Here is an 18,410-nt window from a genome sequence, read left to right on the forward strand (position 1 = left end):
GGGTCGGGGTCGGGGTGGGGTTGGAGCCGCCGGTGAAGTTCACGTCGCTGCAGAAGTAGTAGGACTGGTCCATGTGGCTGGCCTGCCAGACCGTGAACACGATGTGCCGGCCCGACCGGTTGGGGGCGTTGACCTCGACGGGAGTGGTCGCGCCTGTCGGCACCCGCCCGACCTGGCCGACCAGTTCGAGGTCGCTCCATCGAAGGGGTGTCGTCAGGGCGTTGAAGCCCTGCTTGGTGGCGTACACGCGGATGTAGTCCGCTCCGTGGATGGCCTGGTCGGTCATGTTCAGCGTGAAGCGCGTGGGCTTGTCGACGGTCTTCCAGGCGCCGAGGGTGTCCATCGCGTTGTAGCGGCCGCCGAAGGTCCGGCCGCCGCTGCAGAGCTGGCCGTCGGGGACGGCGCCCTGGTGGTTGCCCGCCACGCCCTCGCGGTAGAGGCCGTTCCAGTTCCACATGGCCTGGACGTCGTACTGCCAGGCCTGCCAGCACATCGGGTCCTGCTGGGCCATGGCGGGGTTCTGGAAGTCGCCGCCCCAGCGCTGCCAGCAACCGTAGTTGCGGGACGGCGGGTCGGTGACGGAGCCGTGCGCGTTCGCGGGCACGACCAGCGCGGTGGCGAGGAGTAACAGGGCGCCCAGGGCCATGAGCCAGGTCCGGGAGAGCGTGTGCACGGGCTCCTCCTAGGAGAGGTGTGGGGGGCGCCCAACGTCTCCTAACTCGTTGTCAGGGACAACGGTGATGCCCGGAACCGGCGATGCGACCTGTGGGTTCATAACGAACCCGCTGAACGGTTCAATGACCCTGGTCACACTTTGGCCGGTTCGCTAACCTGCCCCAGGTGACTGTCCAGAAGGAAGCCCCCACCCGTCAGGACGACAACGAACCCCGCCACTGGCTGTCGGTGCGTCCGCGCCTGGTCGTGGCGAGCGGGTTGATGCTGTTCCTGGAGTTGTCGCTCATTCGGTGGACGGGCTCCAATGTCGTCCACCTGAGCTACTTCACGAACTTCGTCCTGCTGGGGTCGTTCCTCGGCATCGGGCTCGGGTTCCTTCGGGTGGGGCGGACCAAGCGGCAGCCCTACTATTCGCCGGTCCTGCTGGCGGTGCTCGTCCTGGTGGTCAGTTTCTTCCCGGTGCAGGTCAACCGGGAGGCGTCCGGGATCCTCTACTTCACCAGCCTGGAGACGACCGGGCCGCCCGCCTGGCTGATCCTGCCGGTCATCTTCGTGGTGGTCGCGCTGGTGCTGATGGGGCCGGCCGAGCTCGTCGGGCAGTGCTTCCCTGAGCTGCCCCGGCTCGAGGCCTACCGATGGGACCTCGTCGGGTCGCTCTGCGGGATCGGGCTGTTCACGCTGCTGTCGTTCCTGAGCGCGCCGCCGTTGGCGTGGGGGCTCGTGGTCGCGATCGGCTACTTCGTGGTGCTGCGGCCCCGGACGATCCTCACGGGGGTCGCGCTGGCGGTGCCGGCGCTGCTCGTCATTGGGGCGCTGGCCCTGGAGACGTTCTCGGCCGGGGCCCTCTGGTCGCCCTACTACAAGGTCACCACCAAGGCCTTCCAGACCCAGGGTGTGGACGTCCTGGACATCCAGGTCAACGGCATTCCGCACCAGCAGGCGATCCCGGCGGCCAAGCGGCTGGAGTGGGAGGCGCAGTACGGGATGCCGTACCAGCGGGCCGTCTCGGCGAGCAAGAGCCTCGACGACGTGCTGATCGTCGGCGCGGGCAGCGGCACCGACGTCGCGATCTCGCTGCTGAAGGGCGCCAAGCGCGTCGACGCCGTCGAGATCGACCCGAAGCTGCGGCAGCTCGGCGGGGAGTTCCACCCCGACAAGCCCTACTCCGACCCGCGCGTGACCACGCACATCAACGACGGCCGGGCGTTCCTGGAGCGGACCGACAAGAAGTACGACCTGATCCTCTTCGCGCTGCCCGACTCGCTGACCCTCGTCTCCGGGGCCAGCTCGCTGCGGCTGGAGAGCTACCTGTTCACCGAGCAGGCCATGCAGGCGGCGAAGGAGCACCTGAAGCCGGGTGGCGCCTTCTCGATGTACAACTACTACCGCGAGAACTGGCTGATCGACCGGCTCGCGCTGACCGCCGAGGCGGCGTTCGGGCACAAGCCGTGCGTCGACATGACCGGCTGGGGCGGGCAGGCCGTCATCACCGCCGGGCTCACCACGGCCGACCAGGCCTGTGGCGGCGAGTGGGCGGGCGCGGCGGCGAACACCCCGCCGCCGACCAGCGACGACCGGCCGTTCCTCTACCTCAGCACCTCGTCGGTCCCGTCGCTCTACCTCATCGCGCTGGCGCTGATCCTGCTGTTCAGCCTGCTGGCGGTGCGGGTGGTGGCGGGGCCGTTCCGGCAGATGCGGCCCTACGCCGACCTGTTCCTGCTCGGGGTCGGCTTCATGCTGCTGGAGACCAAGAGCATCACCGGCTTCGCGCTGCTGTTCGGCACCACCTGGGTGGTGAACGCGATCGTCTTCGCCGGCGTCCTGGTCGCGGTGCTCGCCGCGGTGGAGGTGACGCGCCGCTTCCGCACCCCGTCGATGCCGGTCATGTACGGAGTGATCGCGGTCGGCCTGGTCATCGGGTGGCTCGTGCCGAACTCGTGGCTGCTGTCGATGCCGCTGGCGCTGCGCATCCCCGTCGCGGTGGTCATCGCGTTCCTGCCGATCTTCGCGGCCAACGTGGTGTTCGCCAAGCGGTTCAGCGACACCTCCGACGGGACGACCGCCTTCGGCGCCAACCTGCTCGGCGCGATGGTCGGCGGCTGCCTCGAATACGCGGCCCTGGTGTTCGGCTACAACGCCCTGCTGATCGTGGCGGGCCTGCTGTACCTGGGGGCGTTCGTGCTGCTGCCGCGCACCTCCCGGGCGCTCGCGTGATCGACTTCTATCGCGAGAACGGATATGTGCTGGTCAAAGGCCTGCTGTCGAAAGACGAGGCAGCGGCCTACCGGGAGAAGACGCATGCGCTGATCTCCCGGTTACGGGCGGTCGACCCCACGTGGGCGGTCGCCAGGCAGCTGACCGATCAGCGCACGGAACTCCGCCACTGCCACGACGCGCAGTACTACGAGGCCGCGTTCACCCGCCTGCTGGTCGACCCCCGCTTCACCGGGGTGGCCGCCGAGATCGCAGGCTCCCCGAACGTCCAGCTGCACCACACGAAGATCTTCATCAAGCCGGCCGAGCGCGGCTCGCCGTTCCCGATGCACCAGGACGCCGCGCACTTCCCGCACACCCGCCACACGATGGCCGCCGCCATCTTCCACTTCGACGACGCTTCCGAAGACAAGGGTTGTGTACGTGTGGTGCCCGGCAGCCACCAGGACGGCCCGCTCCCCCACATCGAAGAGGGCGGCTGGCACCTGCCCCTCGACGCGTGGCCGCTGGCGTCGGCCGTCCCGGTCGAGGCGGAGGCCGGCGACGTGCTGTTCCTCAGCTACCTGCTGGTGCACGGCTCGGGGGTGAACACCTCCGGCGAGGACCGCACCACGTTCCTGGTGCAGTTCCGCGACCCGGAGGACGCCCCGGCCGACGACGTGCACCGGTCACTGGGTCAGGGCATGATGCTCCAGGGCTTCGCGCCGAACGTATAGGCGGATGGCGTAGCCGAGCTCCCGGTAGATCGGCCCCTTCTTGTAGTGGTAGCGCAGGATGAGCTGTTTGGCCTGGTCCTGCTCGGAGTCGAGGTCCGCGGGCTTGGGGTAGCTGCGGCTGACCGTCCAGACCCGGTCGCCGAGCCTGATCTCGTGGGCGGGTCTCTCGCGACCGGCCAGCGTGCCGGAGGCAGACCCCGTCTCCAGCAGCGCCACGTCCCGGAGGTTCGCGAACTCCGCCGGATACGCCTGCGCGACCAGCCGCCGGATCGACGGCAGGTAGACGACCGTGTCACCCGGCAGCGCCAGCCGGCCCATGAGCTCCGCGATGGCGGCCGGGTCGTCGCGCCGCGAGTCGAGCCGCCTGGTCTCCGCCTGGGCGGGCATCGCCGGGAGCATCGTCAACGCCATCAGCAACGCGGCGGCCGGGACGGCCAGCAGAGGGCGGGCCAGCCGGGCGATCCCGTCCACGGCCGAGCCGATCAGAAGGGCGAGCCCGATGACGGCGTACAGGACATAGCGCTCTTCGTAGTAAGGCTTGACCTGCGACAACAGCAACAGCAGCGCGGGTGGGACGACCGCCAGCGGCAGCGCCACCACCCGCAGCGGCCCGCCGCGCAGCGACCCCAGCACGGCCAGCACCACCGTGACCCCGGCGAACCCGCTCACCAGATCCCCGGCGTCCGCCCACGTCGGCGCGGTCAACCGGGCCACCTGCGCGCTCTGCGGATAAGCGACCAGGATGAGCGGCACAGCGGCGACCACAGCGGCGGTCGAGGCGATCGCCCAGCGACGCCAGTTGATCATCAGGCCCGGCACCGCGAACGCGACGAGCACGAGCAACGCGGTCAGGTTCAGGTAGGCCGCCACGGTCACCGCGACCGCGTACATGACCCAGGATCGCCGTACGAGCGCATACACCGCCCACGCCACGGCTGCACACACCAGAGCGGGGGAACGGCCCTCCTGGGCGTAATGGGACACGACGGGCAGCAACGCGTAAGCCGCACCGGCCGCCAGACCGCTGCCGCCCATCAGCCGGGCCGCCCCGGCGACGGCGAGCGCGGCCAGGCCGGTGGCGAGCACCGAGGGCAGCCGGATCAGCACCTCCGGGTCGCCGGGGAACTGCAGCACGGCGTGGACGATCAGGTAGTAGAGGCCGTGGACGGCGTCCACGTTTCCCAGAGTGGCGAACAGGTCGCCGAGCGGACGGCTGGCGATGGCGTAGGTGGTCGCCTCGTCCTGCCACATCGAGCCTCGGTCGAGGCCCCACATCCCCATGGCGACGGCCATGACGAACACGACAACCCGCGTCATGTCCCTGCAACTGCCCCGGACTTGGGCTGCAATCCGCGTACAGCGGACGGAAAGCGGAGTGATAGTGACACGAGTCACTCTGTAGATGTCCAAAGTAGGAAGTCCGGGCGCAAATCCGCAGATTCGTTCGTTTGATGATCCAGGAGCCCACCTGAGAGGTCGCGATGATGTGTCAGCATCAGCCCCAATGTCCGTCCCCTTACGCCTCCGACCGCGTCTCCGCCCATGTCGTGGTGGCCCACCCGGAACAGGGTTGGAGCCTGCTGTGCAACGGGGTCGTGCTGTTCGAGGACCTTGGCCTGCTACTCCCCGACGGAAGTGCCATGCGCTAGGCAGCCCAGAGACGACGGACCGTTCCGGTGACGGGCCCGGGAGCAGGGGAGTGTGTGCCGGTTCGTACGAGAATCGGCTTTCTGGGGAAGGCCGTCGCGCCGTGCCTGATCACGTAGTCGACCTCGGTGGTGAGCAGCGACGGCCACGCCATCAGGCCGAGGGTGGTGCGGATCTGCAAATCGGCGAAGGACGCGCCGAGGCAGCGCCGCGCGCCGACGCCGAACGGCAGGAACGCGTAGGGCGAGACCTTCGCATCGGTCCAGCGCTCGGGGCGGAAGGTCGCCGGGTCGGGGAACGAGCCCGGGTCGCGCTGTTCGAGCAGCGGTGAGGCGAAGGCCAGCGCGCCCTTCGGGATCGTCGTCCCGCCCACCTCGACGTCCTGGACGACCCGGCGGGGCAGGCTGAACGGCACGGTCGGGATCAGCCGCTGAGACTCCCGGACCACGGCGTCGAGTTCCTGCTCGTTGCCGACGGTCAGGCCCGGGGTGCCGAGGATGGTCAGCAGCGCCCAGGTCATCGACATGGCGGTGGTCTCGAACCCGGCCGAGAACAGGGCGTGCAGCTCCCCCGCGATCTCGGGGGTGCTGAGCCGGTCGCCGTTCTCGTCGACGGTGTGACAGAGGATCGACAGGGCGTCGCGGCGTGGTTCGTCGACCCGCTTGCGCTCGATGAGCAGTGCCAGCCGGTCGTAGATCGCGGCGATGTCGCGGGTCCAGCGGCCGTAGGGGGTCCAGCCGGATTCGCGCTGGAACATGAAGACCATCGGGTTCGTGATCGGCCCGAGCAGCTGTGCCACAGCCTCGGCGAGTTCGACGTTCTCCTCGTCGGGGTCGAGGCCGAGCAGGCAGACCAGCAGGTTGGCACGGGTGATGGCGAGGAACTCGGCCGCCATGTCGAACGGCTCGCCGTCGCTCACGGCGAACTTCGAGCGTTTGAACGTCCGCGCGAACACGGTCGCGTAGTGGTCCATCGCGCTTTTGTGCACGATCGGCATCAGCAGTTTCCGGGTCCGGCGGTGCTTGTCGCCGTTGAAGGTGATGACGGCGTCGAACATCTTGGACCAGGGGCGTCCCTCGGGGAGGGAGAAGATGCCGTCGCTGAGCCGCTCGAAGATGTCGTTGTCGGTGAAGTAGCGCCGCGCGCCCTCCTCACCGCGCAGCAGCACGATCGAGGCGTTTCCCTTGGTCAGGGGGACGACGGGACCGGGGAACCCGGCGTGCACACGGTCCATCGCGAACCAGGCGGTGTGCCGGAGAAATCGGAGATTGTTGACGACGGGGATTCCACTGGGCCCGGCCGCGTCGATCCGCAGCGAGGTGTCGAACAATTTGGCCATGCCGCACACATCCGTTCGCTCGTGCGGAGCGTAAACGGGGTCGGTCGGCCGATCAAGAAAACATCATGTAAACAGGCGGATCTCCCTGGCTGGGAGACCCGCCCGTCTCACTCGACTACTTGATGACGGTCTTCGCCAGGTCGTTCAGCGCCGACTGGAGCCGGGCCTGCGCCGGGTCGGACTTCTTGAGCAGAGCCGCGGCGGTCTTCAGGGCCACTGCCGCCAGGAGCTTCTGGCGGCGGTCCTTCAGTCGCTGCGCCTCGTCGATCAGGGCGTCGACGGCCTTGGCCTGGAGCTTGCCCAGACCCGAGCGCTCGGCCTGCACCTGGTAGGCGCGGACGAGTTCGAAGCTGCTCGGCCACTGCAGTCGCGGCTGACCCTGCGCGTTGAACAGGTTCAGCTTGACCGTCTGAGCCGCGGCGATCTCTTCCTTGGCCACGGAGCTGGTGGGGATCAGCTTGAAGGCGTCGAAACCGCGGGCGATCTCGTTGCCGAAGATGTGGCCGTTGTACCAGTACGCCGACCAGAAACCACCCGTGACGAGCGCGGTGGGGCTGACGGGCCCGCGGTCGAAGTAGGCGATTTCCTTGGGGTTGGCCGAGTCGGTGAAGTCGAAGAGCGACAGACCGCCCTGGTACCACGCCTGGACCATCACGTCACGACCGGGGATCGGGATCAGCGAGCCGTTGTGGGCCACGCAGTTCTCGAGGGTCGTCTGGGGAGCCGGCAGCTTGTAGTAGCTCTTGAAGACGAGCTTGCCGTCGACGATGTCGTAGATGGAGTTGGCGCCCCACGACGGCTGGTCGGTGTCACGGCAGCGAGCGCCGGAGCCACCGCCCCACTCGTCGGTGAAGACGACCTTGGTGCCGTCGTTGTTGAAGGTCGCCGAGTGCCAGTACGCGTAGTTCGGGTCGGAGACCGCGTCCAGGCGCTTGGGGTTCACCGGGTCCTTGATGTCGAGCAGGATGCCGTTGCCCGCGCAGGCTCCGGCCGCCAGCCCGATCTCCGGGTACGCGGTGATGTCGTGGCACGCGCTGGTCACGGGGCGAGGCGACCAGTTGGTGCCCGACGGGTGGGTCGCCGTCGGCGGGGTGTTCTGCAGGCCGTCGATCGCGCCCGTGGCCGGGTCGGTGAACAGACGGGGCTGCGCCACGATCGCGGCGGTCTGCGGGGCGTCGAGCGGGACCTTGATGATCTCGATGCGCCACAGGGAGGTGTTCGGGTCGGTCGCGGCGGTGTTGGCGCAACCGGCGAGCTCATCCGCGGACCGGACACTGGAGGTGCCCTGGACGTAGATGTAGACGTTCTTCTTGTCCGCGGGGCTGGTCACGACGGTGTGCGTGTGCGAACCACGGCACGCCTGGACGGCCGCCACCTGGACGGGGGCGCTGATGTTGCTGATGTCGAAGATGCGCACACCGCGGAACCGCTCCGGGTTCACGGTGCCGGTGGCACCCTGCGTACCGCAGTCGATGCGACCGCGGGTCTCCTCCACCGAGATGAACAGCAGGTTCCCGTACACGGACAGGTCACCCTGTCCACCGGGGCACACCACCGACGTCTTCAGGACCGGATCGGCGCCGGTGCTGATGTCGTAGATGTTGAAGCCCTGGTAGTTCCCCGAGAACGCGTAGTTGCCGCTGAACGCGAGGTCGGAGTTGAGGAACGAGCCCTGGCCGGGGCTGTCGGGGTTGACGAACCCGGCCGGCTTGTCGTTGTGTTTGGTCAGTTCGAGGCCGCTGATGGCCGACTGGGCGTCCAGCCAACCGGCTCCGAGGCCGACACGTGGGTCGTCGGCGGCTTGCGCGGGTGCGGGCAGGAGCCCCGCGACTAACGCGCCGGCGGCGATGATCCCGAGAGTGCGTAGTCGCGCGCGTGCACCACGCGCCGAACGGCTACTGGTCAAGGGCCGTCCCTTCTGGTTGGAACCTCTGCCTTTTGTTGGGCGTAGGTCCTATGTGGTATTTCACCGCGTACCGTAACCGAAAGGGTCTTGATGTTCTATACGTAGACATATCTACTTTTCCGGACAGATGCCGACGGTACAGCGGGAGCAGCACCCCACCATGAACCAATTGCGACACATGAGCGCGTTACTGCTGGTCACGGGCTTGGTTCTCGCAGGTTGCAGTGAAGAACCGCCGCCCGCCCCGAATGCGCCGGTGGTCATCCAGCCCGGCGCCCCCGGGCAGGCCGGCAAGACGCTCTCGGGCTCCGCCGTGCCCTCGGCCACCGCCGCGCCGTTCACCGCCGACGACGTGATCTTCTTCCAGGGGATGATCCCCCACCACGCCCAGGCGCTCCGGCTGACGGCGCTCGTGCCCGCGCGTACCGAGAACCGGGACGTGACCCTGATCGCCGAGCGCATCGCCTCGACGCAGGAGGACGAGATCGCCCAGATGCGCCGCTGGCTGACCTCGCGGGGGCAGGACGTGCCCTCGACGGAGCACGGGCACGGGGCTGGAGGGCTGATGCCGGGGATGCTCACCGAGGAGCAGTTCACCCGGCTGGAGAAGACGAAGGGCGCCGACTTCGACCGGCTCTTCACCCAGTTCATGATCGGGCACCACATGGGCGCCCTGGAGATGGTCGGGAAGCTGTTCGGCTCCGGCGGGGGCCAGGAGACCGAGACCTACGTCTTCGCCACCCACGTCGACGCCGACCAGCGCATCGAGATCGACCGGATGCAGCAACTGCTGGCCGCCATGGGGGGACCTCTCCATTGACATCCTCCCCTTCCTGAAGGAAGGGGATTCCAACAGCGACTACCCCACAAGGAGGAGATCGTGTTGAGGTTCGCGTTTCACAGGCCCGGCAACCCGGTCGCCTCCACGCGCGTTCACCGCGTGCCCCGCGGCGATATCACGAATGTTTCTGGCCGCGTTCACATCGGCGTTCGCCTGATGCCCGCACGCGACGCACAAGAAATCCGCTTGGCTCTCACGGTTTTCCTTGGCGATATGCGCGCAGGCGTTACAGGTCTGCGACGTGAAACGCGGATTGACCTTCACGACCCTGCCGGGCGCTTTGTGCTCCAGGCGCTCGACGAGCCGGCCCCAACCGGCGGCGAGTATGCCCCGGTTGAGTCCCGCCTTCTGACGGACGTTCCTCCCCGGCGTTTCGACGGTGCCCTTTGCGGACCGGGTCATGTTCTTGACCTTCAGGTCTTCGACGCCGATCACGTCGAAGCGGCGGGCCAGGCCGGTGCTGGTCTTCTCGACCCAGTCCTTGCGGCGGTCGGTCTCGCGAGCCCTCAACCTGGCTATCGCGGCCTTGACCTCACCGCGCCGACGCGAGCCCTTCCGGGCTCGCGCCAGCTTGCGGACAAGCCGCAGCAGACGGGCCTTCTCGGTCTCCCGCAGGGTGGGCGCGCTGGTCATCTCGCCGTTCGAGAGCGCCACACTGACCGCGACACCCCGGTCAACGCCGACGACCACACCGGTGCCGGGCGTCGGGAGCGATTCGGGGATCGCGGCGAACGCCACGAACCAGCGCCCGGCGCTGTCGCGGGTGACCCGATAGGACTTCACGCCCTCGGGGATGGCGCGGGACCAGCGGAACCGGACCCGGCCCACCTTGGGGACGCGGATCTCGCCGACGTTGCGGGAAAGGCGGCGCACGTCGCCCGCTTTCACCGCGACGATCCGGAACCCCTCACCCTGCCCGCGTCTACGCCACGTCGGCCGCTTGTGGGTCTCGCCGAAGAAGTTCGCCATCGCTTGCGTGAAGTCTTTCAACGCCTGCTGCTGAACGACGATCGAACCGGACCGCAGCCATGCGAATTCGGCGCGCGCTTCGGTCAACTGCCGGCATTGCTCGGCGAATCCCGGCGCGGATTTCCGGCCCGGACGCCAATGCGAATGCTGCTCCACCGCTAAATTCCACACGTACCGCGCATGCCCGCAATGCTCTGCCAACGCCGCCTCCTGGGCAGGCGTCGGAGAAAGGCGGTAGCGGGACATGGATAAAAGTTTACTAGACCCCACCGACATAAACAGGGGAACGAAGTGCCGCGCCGATCCGCTTTTCCTCCCCGCCCTGAAGGACGGGGCATCCACGCTGTAGGTATCCGGTGAGAGACCACCACCGCCCGGGTGATGACCCGGGCGGTGGAGGCGGGAGCTAGTTTCTAGTCCCAGTAGTAGTACTCCTCGACGACGTAGTCGTCGTCCCATCCGCCGTCGTCCCAGTCGTCGTAGTAGTAGTCGTCGTAGTAGTAGTCGTCGTCGTCCCAGTAGTCCCAGTCGTCGTAGGTCGTAGAGGCGGGCGATGCGACCGTGCTCACCGCGGTAGTGGTCGCGGTACTGGCCGTCTCGGCGTCAGCCGCCGAAATAGGGCCCAGCACCAGGGCAGCTGCTCCGAGGACTCCCGCCCCCACCGTCGCGACGCGCTTACCGATCATGGCTTCTCCTCCTGGATTCGCCTGGCTTGCCATTTCAGGCTTGCCGACGACCGGGGGACGGTTCTAGGGGGCGTGGCGTCCTTTTGACGACGACCCGGCGAGGTCCTGGGCGGGTGAGGGGCCTGCGCTTTTATGTCGGGCTTATTGGGATACGTTGCGGTGCGCATTGAGTGGGAATGGGTTGGGGACGGACCAGGCCGAAGCCCGGGATCCCCGGGGGCGGCGACGGTGTGGCCCACCACTCGTTGGCAAAGCGCTTATGCGGCCCTTATCCGAGCGGCTGACGATTGTGGACGTCCTGGACGCCGCAGCCCCCCGGCGGCAGCGCTTGAGCCCCCGCACACGAAGATCCACCGCCCGGGACGACCCAAGCGGTGGATGTGGGAGCTGCTCAGCTCGCTTCGCTATCCGGCTCACCACCAGCCGTGGTGGTTGTGGTGGTTGTGGTGGTTGTAGTGGTTGTGATGGTTGTAGTTGTGATGGTTGTAGTTGTAGTTCCGGTAGTGGTTGTAGCCGTTGTCCCAGCGGTCGTGGGTGGGCATGACGCTCGCCGAAGTGCTCACCGCAGTCGTGGTCGCCGGGCTCGCGGCCTCAGTGGCGGACGCCGCCGACACCGGGCCCATAACCAGGGCCGCCGCTCCGAGGAACCCCGCCCCCACCATCGCGAATCGCTTTCCGTACATGGTCACTCCTCTGGGTTCTCCCGACGTTGTGTACACTTCTACCTTTTTCGACTTTCGGCCGAATAGCGAGCGAAGTGGCGTCGTTTTGAGGCAACTTGGCGGAGGTTGTAGGTGGCCAAAGGCGTGCCTTGCACAGAGGGCCGCAGGAAAACCGTTGAATGGCCGTCGGCTGGGATTACGGTGACCGAAGCCTGCGAAATCGGGGAAATCACCGTCGGCAGCGGCGTTCGCCAATCACGTTGAGGTAACGACGAGCGCGTTCCGGCGGCCGGTGGCCCAGATCGTCAGCGCGACGACCGACATCGCCATCCCCGCCAGGCTCACCGCCCGCCACTCCCCCACCGACCACAGCACCGAGGCCGCCGCCGATCCGATCGCGCCGCCGATGAAGTTGCCCGTCACGAACGCCGTGTTCAGCCGGCTGCGCGCCTCGTGGGACACCGCGAACATCCGCGTCTGGTTGAGGATGTTCAGACCCTGGATCCCCGCGTCGACCAGCACCACGACCACCAGGATGAGCGCCACCGACCGCCCGGCGAGCCCGGCCACGCCGAACGACAGCAGGACCAGCACCCAGAGGAGGCCGGTCGCGGGCAGCGACCAGCCCCGGTCGTGCAGGCGCCCGGCCCGCTGGGCGGCCACGGCTCCGGCCAGGCCGGCCAGGCCGAACAGGCCGATCACCGAGACCGGGTATTCGAAGGGCGGGGCGCTGAGGAGGAAGGTGAGCGACGTCCAGAACATGGTGAAGGTCGCGAAGCCCGTGGCGGACAGGACGAGGGTCCACCGCACCACGCGCTCGCGCCGGACCACCGCGAAGACCGACGCGATCAGCCGGTGGTAGGGCAGCCGGGTCTTGGGTTCCAGCTCGGGGAGCGCCCGGTAGAGCAGCATCGCCAGCAGCACGGCCACGGCCGCCGCCGCCACGAAGATGGTCCGCCAGCCCGCGAACTGGGCGACGAGGCCGCTGATCGTCCGGGACAGCAGGATGCCCGTCAGGATGCCCGAGACCACCGTCCCGACCACATGGCCCCGGTGCGCCTCGTCGGCGAGGTCCCCGGCCAGGGGCGTGAGGAGCTGCCCGGCCACGGTCGTGACGCCGAGCAGCGTGATCGCGCCGAGCAGGAGCCCGAACGTCGGCGCCAGGGCGCAGAGCACCAGCGTCACCGCCGAGACGAGCAGCATCACCGGGACGAGTTTGCGCCGGTTCAGCACGTCGCCCAGCGGCACGATCAGCAGGATCCCCAGCGCGTAGCCCACCTGGGTGAGCGTCACCAGCAGGCCGGCGCTGGCCGTCGAGGCGTGCAGGTCGGCCGCGATGAAGTCGAGGAGGGGCTGGGCGTAGTAGAGGTTCCCGACCGCCGCGCCACCGGCGACGGCGAACAGGAAAGTCAGGCGAGGGGTCATGACCTGCGATCGCGCACTCACCCGGGACATGCTCGCACGCGCCTGGCCGCCGTCCCCTGGCAGGGACGGCGGCCGGGCGGATCATCCGGTGGCCGTCGTCGAATAGACCGGTGGGATCACCCCTGCCGCCAGGTCGGTCTTGAACGCCTTGTCCATCCCGGCGCAGAACGCGGCCGCGCCCATGTCGCCGTTCACGACCTTGTCGATGTTCTCCACGATGTACTGCTCGGCCTTGCCGCCGAAGGACGTCCACGAGGTGTAGCCGACGGCGCCCTTCTCCGAGGCGTCGTTGATCCTCTGGTAGTGGTCGACGATCTTCGTGTCGGTGCCCGGCGGGACGTCGGCCGCGGTGAAGGAGATCGGGAGCGGCAGCCGCTGGCCGGCCGCGGTGGCCTCCCACATGCTCTTGACGTCGTTGAGCATCCAGCTCACGTAGGCCGCGGCGGCCGGGAGGTTCTTCGAACGCGAGTTGAGCGAGATGGTGCCGCCGACCGACAGCGGGTAGACCTCGGCGGGCACGCCCGGGGCCAGCGGGGGCAGTGCGACCTCGGCCCATTCCTGGCCGGCCGGTTTGAAGTACTGGTCGAGGGCGCCGAACTCCCAGCTGCCGGAGATGAGCATGGCGCCCTTGCCCTCGGCGAGCATGGCGTACTTCTGCGGGTCCTGAAGGGTGAAGTACTCCTTGGGGCCGCCGGCGAAGTAGCCCTTCTTGAAGTAGTCGGTCAGGAGCTGGATCGAGTCGACGAACGCCTGGTCGGTGAAGGGCAGTTTCCCGGTGAGCGCGTCGTGGATCCTGGTGGGGCCGGCGTAGCCGTTCATGAACGACGACACCAGCCAGTCGGTGGCGCCCTGGTAGGTGGCGTTGCCGTTGACGAACGGGATGATCCCCTTGGCCTGCATCTCGTCCGCGAGCTTCTCCAGGGAGGCCCGGTCGGTCGGCGGGGTCCAGCCGTTCTTCTCGAAGAGCGTCTTGTTGTAGAAGAGGACGAGGCTCTCGTAGTAGAGCGGGACGGCCTGGAACTTCCCGTCGATGACGCCCATGTCATAGGCCCACGGCAGGATGCGGTCCTTCCAGCCCTCCTTGTCGGCCAGCGGCCCGAGGTCGGCCAGATATCCGGCCTGGGCGTAGGGGACGGCGTCGGAGGAGCCGGGGGTCTCGATGAAGTCGGGGCCGCGTCCGGCCGCCAGGGCGGTCTTGACCTTCTGCTTGAGCGTGCTGGCGACGTTGGGCACGGCGTCCACGGTGACCTTGGGATACATCTTCTTGTACGGGTCGATGTACCAGGTCTCGTAGTCCTTGCGCGCCTTCTCGGTGTTGGCGTCGACTCCGTACCACATCGTCAGTTCGCCGCCGATCTCGGCGGGGGCGGCGGCGGTGGGCACGACCGTGTTGTTCTTCACAGCGGGGGGTTCCGAGGCGCAACCGCCCAGCAGGGCGAGCGCGGCCACCAGCGCGAAGGTTCGGCGTGGGACCATGTCGGGCTCCTTCTAAAAAGGGGGTACGGCGACGGGAACGCCACCGCGCAGGGCCGAGACGTGGGCGGCAAGACCCACCGCCGTCCAGTTGGCGGCCCGGGTCTGGTCGATCGCGGGCGTGCGGCCCTCGACGACGGCGGATACGAATTCGTGCACGAGATGCGGATGCGAACCGTCGTGGCCGCCGCTCGTGTGGGCGCGGATCTCCGCGGGGAGCAGGTCGGGGCGGTCGGGCGGAGCGATCATCTCCGTGGTCACCTTCCGGCCCCGCGTTTCGAGGTCGCCTAACACGTGCACCCGGTCCCACTCGAAGCCCAGCCGGTCTCCGTAGATCGCGAAGGACTCCTCGTAGGGGCGGGCCACCCGGTGGAGCGACCGGGTCAGCTCCACGACGGCGTCGTGTCCGGCGAGACGTACGAGAGCGGATTCGACGGCCATGCCACCCAAGGCGGTCACTTCCGCGGCGCGGCGATCGAGCAGGTGCAGGATCGGGCCGACGGCGTGGGTGGCGTAGTGCATGGGCGGCAGGTCGCGCCAGTAGCCGGGCCAGCCGGTCATGTCCTGGGTGTGCACGCCGCGCGCGTAGGTCACCGCGCCGAAGTCGAGGTCACGGGCGTAGAGGAAGGCGCGGGTGTAGACCGCGGTCTCCATCATCATGTACGTCGTCCCGGCCCGTTCCCGCGCCGCCAGGATCCGCTCGACGTCCCCGAACGACAGGGCCATCGGCACCGTGCTTGCGACGTGCTTGCCCGCCTCCAGCGCGGCCACCACGTGGTCGGCGCGCTGGTGCAGCCCGGTGACGATGTGCACCGCGTCCACCGTGGGGTCGGCCAGCACCTCTTCCAGGGACGTGCCCTCGCGGGGATCGGCCGTCACCACGGACGACACGAGGGGATGGTCGCGGTAGATCGGGACGAACGCGCGGCCGAACCCCAGGCCCGCCACCGCGACCTTGATCATCTGCCTGACTCCGGGAACAGCGCCGCCAGCGCCTCGGCCAGCCGGATGTTGGACTCGCGGGTCCGCCCGGCGTTGTGCGGCGTGTGCACCACGTTCGGCCGACCGAGCAGCGGGTCGTCGAGCGGCACCGGCTCGACGTCGAACACGTCGGCGGCCAGGCTCAGCTCGTCGGCGAGCACGCGGCGGCGCAGCTCCGGCATGTCCACCACCGCGGCCCGGGTGACCAGCACGACCAGGCAGCCCGTGGGCAGCGCCCGGATGTGCTCGGGGGTGATCAGGCCCTCGGTCGAGGGCAGCAGCGGCACCATCGGCGCGAAGATCTCGGCGTCGTGGAGCAGGTTCTCCAGCTGGAGCACCCGGCGGGCGCCGGCCCGGTGGAACGACGGTTCGGGGGCGAACGGGTCCCAGGCCGCGACGTCGGCGCCCAGCATGTGGGTGAAGGAGGCGTAGCGGCTGGCGATGTTGCCGGCGCCGACGATCCTGACCCTGGTGCCCTCCACCGTGCCGCCGGTGAACCGGGGGTCGTCGGAGTACTGGCCGTACTTGTACTCCCACTCGCCGAGGCCGCCGATGATCTCGTGGTGGGTCTGCGGGATGCGGCGCAGCGCGCCGATCGTCAGGCCCAGCGCGAACTCCGACACCGACTGGCCCCAGTAGCCCTCCGAGGGGAGGGTGACCTGGTGGAGTCCGCGTTCGCGCAGGAGATCCACGGTCTCGGCAGGCGCCCGGTAGCCGTTGCTGGCGTAGACCTCGGTCAGATGGGGCAGCCGGTCCAGGTCCTCAGCCGACGGCAGCGCGCCGAGGGAGATCAACCTCTCGGTGTCCGCCGGCAGACCTTCCAGGCTGTTCTGCCGGAAGAGCTCTCCCGGCAGCAGTCCGGCGAGGTGGTCGACGGTGAAGGGCCAGTGCCACTCGTAGTCGGAGGTGGCGACGATCACGGTCTTCTTCATCGGGCGAACGCCGTCCAGATCTCGTCGATGGTCGTGGTGTCGACAGGCGCGGCGAAGACCGCCAGGCGGTGCCGGAAGGCCCTGCTCGAACCGGCCTCCACGGACCAGGCGCCGGCCACGCACGCGCTCGGCGCGACGCCGAGTTCGTTGTCGACCCGCCAGGGCACGGGGTGTTCGAGGTTGCCGGGGTGGTCCATCATCGCGACCTGCGTCTCCCCGGTGTGGCCGGGGACCTCCATCCGGACGGCCACCCAGCGGGCCCGCTGCTGCTCTGTCTCAGGTCCTTCGAGGCCCTCGCTGTTGACCACGTGACCGCCCGTCTCCTTCCGGTACGGCATCCGCAGGAACAGCCCTCCGTACGGGTATTCGCCGAACGTCAGCGCGACCTCCGCGTGGAAGGTGAGGACCACGTCGAGGTCGTAGCGGTCGCCGTGGTCGGTGAGCAGCCAGTCCTGGGTCTCCCGCATCATCGGCGAGCCGTCCGGGTGGCGGTATTCGGTGGCGACCGACCACCAGGCCCGGTTCCCCTCGGCCTTCGGGGTGTCCCGGAGGCGCGGGTGGAAGGTGCCGTCGGTGGGGGCGGCGGCCGGACGCAGGCCCTCCAGCCAGAAGCCGATGCCGTTGACGTCGTTGAGGCCGACGTAGAGGCCGTGCTGCCACGGGTGGTGGCCGGGGGCGTCCTCGGTGATCGCGGCGGTGCCGCCGGGGACCACGATCGGGTGGATGTACGGCCTCGTGTCGGGCGAGGCGTTCTGGACCACGATCGGGGTCGGGGAGCCCGTGTGGAAGATCCCGGCCCAGCCCGCGTCGGAGGTGACCTCAAGCATTTCCGTACCTCGGCAGTTCGATCTCGATGTTCTGGAGGGCCGACTCGTGGGCGCAGATGCCGGCGCCGGTCCAGTTGGCCGCCTGATAGACGTCCGGGAACGGGCGGCGGCCTTCCAGGATCGCCGTCAGGAACTCGTGGGCCAGGTGGGGGTGGGAGCCGCCGTGGCCGCCGCCCTGGGTGAAGGAGAGGTGCTGGTTCTCGTCGGCGTCGTAGACGCCCCCGGTGGTGAAGGCGCGGATCTCCTCGGGGAGCAGGTGGGCGAAGTCGGGCACCTCCACGCGCCGGCCGTCCTCGCCGGTGAAGACCACCGGCCGCTCCCGTTCGAGCTGCTGCCACTCGTAGCTCTTGAGGGAGCCGTAGACGTCGAAGCTCTCGACGTATTCGCGGGCGACGTCGTACAGGGAGCGGGTGACCTCCATCGCGACGTCGGAGTCGCGGAGGGTGAAGACGGCGCTTTCGGCCGCGAAGTGCAGGCCCGTCCCGGGATCGCGGCCGCCGACCCGTCCCGATCCGACGCACCTGACCGTCGCGGCCTCGGCGCCCGCCAGCGCCAGCAGCGGCGCCACCGCGTGGGTGGCGTAGTGCATCGGCGCCATGGTCTCCCAGTAGGCCGGCCATCCGGCCATCTCCTGCATGTGGGCGCCCCGCAGGAACTGGATGCGCCCGAGCTCACCGCTGTCGAACATCTGCTTGGCCAGCAGGAACTCCCGCGAGTAGACCGCGGTCTCCATCATCATGTACGCCTTGCCGGACGCCTCCTGGGCCGCCACGACCCGGGCGCAGTCCTCCAGCGAGATCGCCATCGGCACCGTGCAGGCGACGTGCTTGCCCGCGTTCAGCGCCTTGATCGACTGCTCGGCGTGGGCCTGGATCGGGGTGTTGATGTGCACCGCGTCGATCGAGGGGTCCTCGAGCATGGCGTCGAAGTCGGTGTAGCGGCCCGCGATGCCGAAGTGGTCGGCGAGCTCGTTGAGAGGGCCGTCCGAGCGCTGGCACACGGCGACCAGTTCGGCGTGGGGGTGCGCCTGGTAGATCGGAATGAACTCGGCTCCGAACCCGAGCCCGGCGATGGCGACTCGCACCTTGCCACTGATGGGGTCTGTCATGGCGTCAAA

17 protein-coding genes are annotated in these 18,410 nt (G+C 68.6%); 4 read left to right on the forward strand and 13 right to left on the reverse strand.

Going from position 1 to position 18,410, the window contains the following annotated elements:
* Nucleotides 1–673: lytic polysaccharide monooxygenase auxiliary activity family 9 protein (locus tag AW272_RS17200; RefSeq protein WP_245657604.1), on the reverse strand; the 673-nt coding region annotated here is incomplete at its 3' end.
* Nucleotides 674–840: 167 nt separating this feature from the next.
* Between AW272_RS17200 and AW272_RS17205 the strand changes: the two genes are divergently transcribed.
* A complete protein-coding gene (locus AW272_RS17205; RefSeq protein WP_066366004.1) occupies nucleotides 841–2,889 on the forward strand; it encodes a spermine/spermidine synthase domain-containing protein in 2,049 nt (682 codons plus the stop codon).
* Nucleotides 2,886–3,605: a phytanoyl-CoA dioxygenase family protein gene (locus AW272_RS17210; protein WP_066366006.1), complete on the forward strand. Its 720-nt coding sequence runs from the start codon at nucleotides 2,886–2,888 to the stop codon at nucleotides 3,603–3,605. The genes AW272_RS17205 and AW272_RS17210 overlap by 4 nt, the downstream gene beginning before the upstream one ends.
* Here AW272_RS17210 and AW272_RS17215 read toward each other — a convergent pair.
* Nucleotides 3,558–4,922, reverse strand: a complete 1,365-nt coding sequence (locus tag AW272_RS17215; protein WP_157518600.1) for a hypothetical protein — start codon at nucleotides 4,920–4,922, stop codon at nucleotides 3,558–3,560. The genes AW272_RS17210 and AW272_RS17215 overlap by 48 nt on opposite strands.
* Before the next feature lie 167 nt (nucleotides 4,923–5,089).
* On the opposite strand from AW272_RS17215, the gene AW272_RS45055 reads away from it, so the two are divergent.
* On the forward strand, nucleotides 5,090–5,254 hold the full coding sequence (locus tag AW272_RS45055; RefSeq protein ID WP_157518639.1) for a DUF5999 family protein: 165 nt from the start codon (nucleotides 5,090–5,092) through the stop codon (nucleotides 5,252–5,254).
* Here AW272_RS45055 and AW272_RS17220 read toward each other — a convergent pair.
* Together AW272_RS17220 and AW272_RS17225 are read right to left on the reverse strand one after the other, a co-directional pair.
* Complete coding sequence (locus AW272_RS17220; protein ID WP_066366010.1) at nucleotides 5,251–6,591, reverse strand: cytochrome P450; 1,341 nt, start codon at nucleotides 6,589–6,591, stop codon at nucleotides 5,251–5,253. The two genes, AW272_RS45055 and AW272_RS17220, sit on opposite strands and share 4 nt — an antisense overlap.
* A gap of 115 nt (nucleotides 6,592–6,706) precedes the next feature.
* Entirely contained in the window at nucleotides 6,707–8,497 is a 1,791-nt protein-coding gene (locus AW272_RS17225; protein ID WP_083958403.1) for an LVIVD repeat-containing protein, read from the reverse strand.
* 178 nt (nucleotides 8,498–8,675) lie between these two features.
* Here AW272_RS17225 and AW272_RS17230 point away from each other — a divergent pair, with 178 nt between their 5' ends.
* Entirely contained in the window at nucleotides 8,676–9,317 is a 642-nt protein-coding gene (locus AW272_RS17230; protein WP_169807560.1) for a DUF305 domain-containing protein, read from the forward strand.
* Nucleotides 9,318–9,356: 39 nt separating this feature from the next.
* On the opposite strand, the gene AW272_RS17235 is transcribed toward AW272_RS17230, so the two are convergent.
* The 9 genes from AW272_RS17235 to AW272_RS17275 all read right to left on the reverse strand — a co-directional run bounded on the left by AW272_RS17235 (nucleotide 9,357) and on the right by AW272_RS17275 (nucleotide 18,401).
* Nucleotides 9,357–10,553, reverse strand: coding sequence for an RNA-guided endonuclease InsQ/TnpB family protein (locus AW272_RS17235; protein WP_083958405.1), 1,197 nt, complete (start codon nucleotides 10,551–10,553; stop codon nucleotides 9,357–9,359).
* A 167-nt stretch (nucleotides 10,554–10,720) separates the two neighbouring features.
* Complete coding sequence (locus tag AW272_RS43180) at nucleotides 10,721–10,993, reverse strand: hypothetical protein (RefSeq protein ID WP_066366015.1); 273 nt, start codon at nucleotides 10,991–10,993, stop codon at nucleotides 10,721–10,723.
* 413 nt (nucleotides 10,994–11,406) lie between these two features.
* The gene (locus tag AW272_RS43800; RefSeq protein ID WP_066366017.1) at nucleotides 11,407–11,676 is read right to left on the reverse strand and encodes a hypothetical protein; all 270 of its coding nucleotides are present in this window, start codon (nucleotides 11,674–11,676) and stop codon (nucleotides 11,407–11,409) included.
* Nucleotides 11,677–11,910: 234 nt separating this feature from the next.
* On the reverse strand, nucleotides 11,911–13,101 hold the full coding sequence (locus AW272_RS17250) for an MFS transporter (protein ID WP_218010932.1): 1,191 nt from the start codon (nucleotides 13,099–13,101) through the stop codon (nucleotides 11,911–11,913).
* Nucleotides 13,102–13,161: 60 nt separating this feature from the next.
* Nucleotides 13,162–14,556 carry an ABC transporter substrate-binding protein gene (locus AW272_RS17255; RefSeq protein ID WP_066366020.1) on the reverse strand — a complete coding sequence of 465 codons (1,395 nt, stop codon included), beginning with the start codon at nucleotides 14,554–14,556 and terminating at the stop codon, nucleotides 13,162–13,164.
* Between the two features lie 12 nt (nucleotides 14,557–14,568).
* Nucleotides 14,569–15,516, reverse strand: a complete 948-nt coding sequence (locus tag AW272_RS17260; RefSeq protein ID WP_066366028.1) for a Gfo/Idh/MocA family protein — start codon at nucleotides 15,514–15,516, stop codon at nucleotides 14,569–14,571.
* Nucleotides 15,513–16,466, reverse strand: coding sequence for an NAD(P)-dependent oxidoreductase (locus tag AW272_RS17265; protein WP_066366030.1), 954 nt, complete (start codon nucleotides 16,464–16,466; stop codon nucleotides 15,513–15,515). The genes AW272_RS17260 and AW272_RS17265 overlap by 4 nt, the downstream gene beginning before the upstream one ends.
* A complete protein-coding gene (locus AW272_RS17270) occupies nucleotides 16,463–17,293 on the reverse strand; it encodes a DUF6807 domain-containing protein (protein WP_066366033.1) in 831 nt (276 codons plus the stop codon). Before AW272_RS17270 ends, AW272_RS17265 begins: the two co-directional genes overlap by 4 nt.
* A complete protein-coding gene (locus tag AW272_RS17275; protein WP_066366036.1) occupies nucleotides 17,286–18,401 on the reverse strand; it encodes a Gfo/Idh/MocA family protein in 1,116 nt (371 codons plus the stop codon). The genes AW272_RS17270 and AW272_RS17275 overlap by 8 nt, the downstream gene beginning before the upstream one ends.
* Nucleotides 18,402–18,410 lie beyond the last annotated feature (9 nt).

Origin of the sequence: Herbidospora mongoliensis (assembly GCF_001570545.1) — a bacterium.
Classification (GTDB): domain Bacteria; phylum Actinomycetota; class Actinomycetes; order Streptosporangiales; family Streptosporangiaceae; genus Herbidospora; species Herbidospora mongoliensis.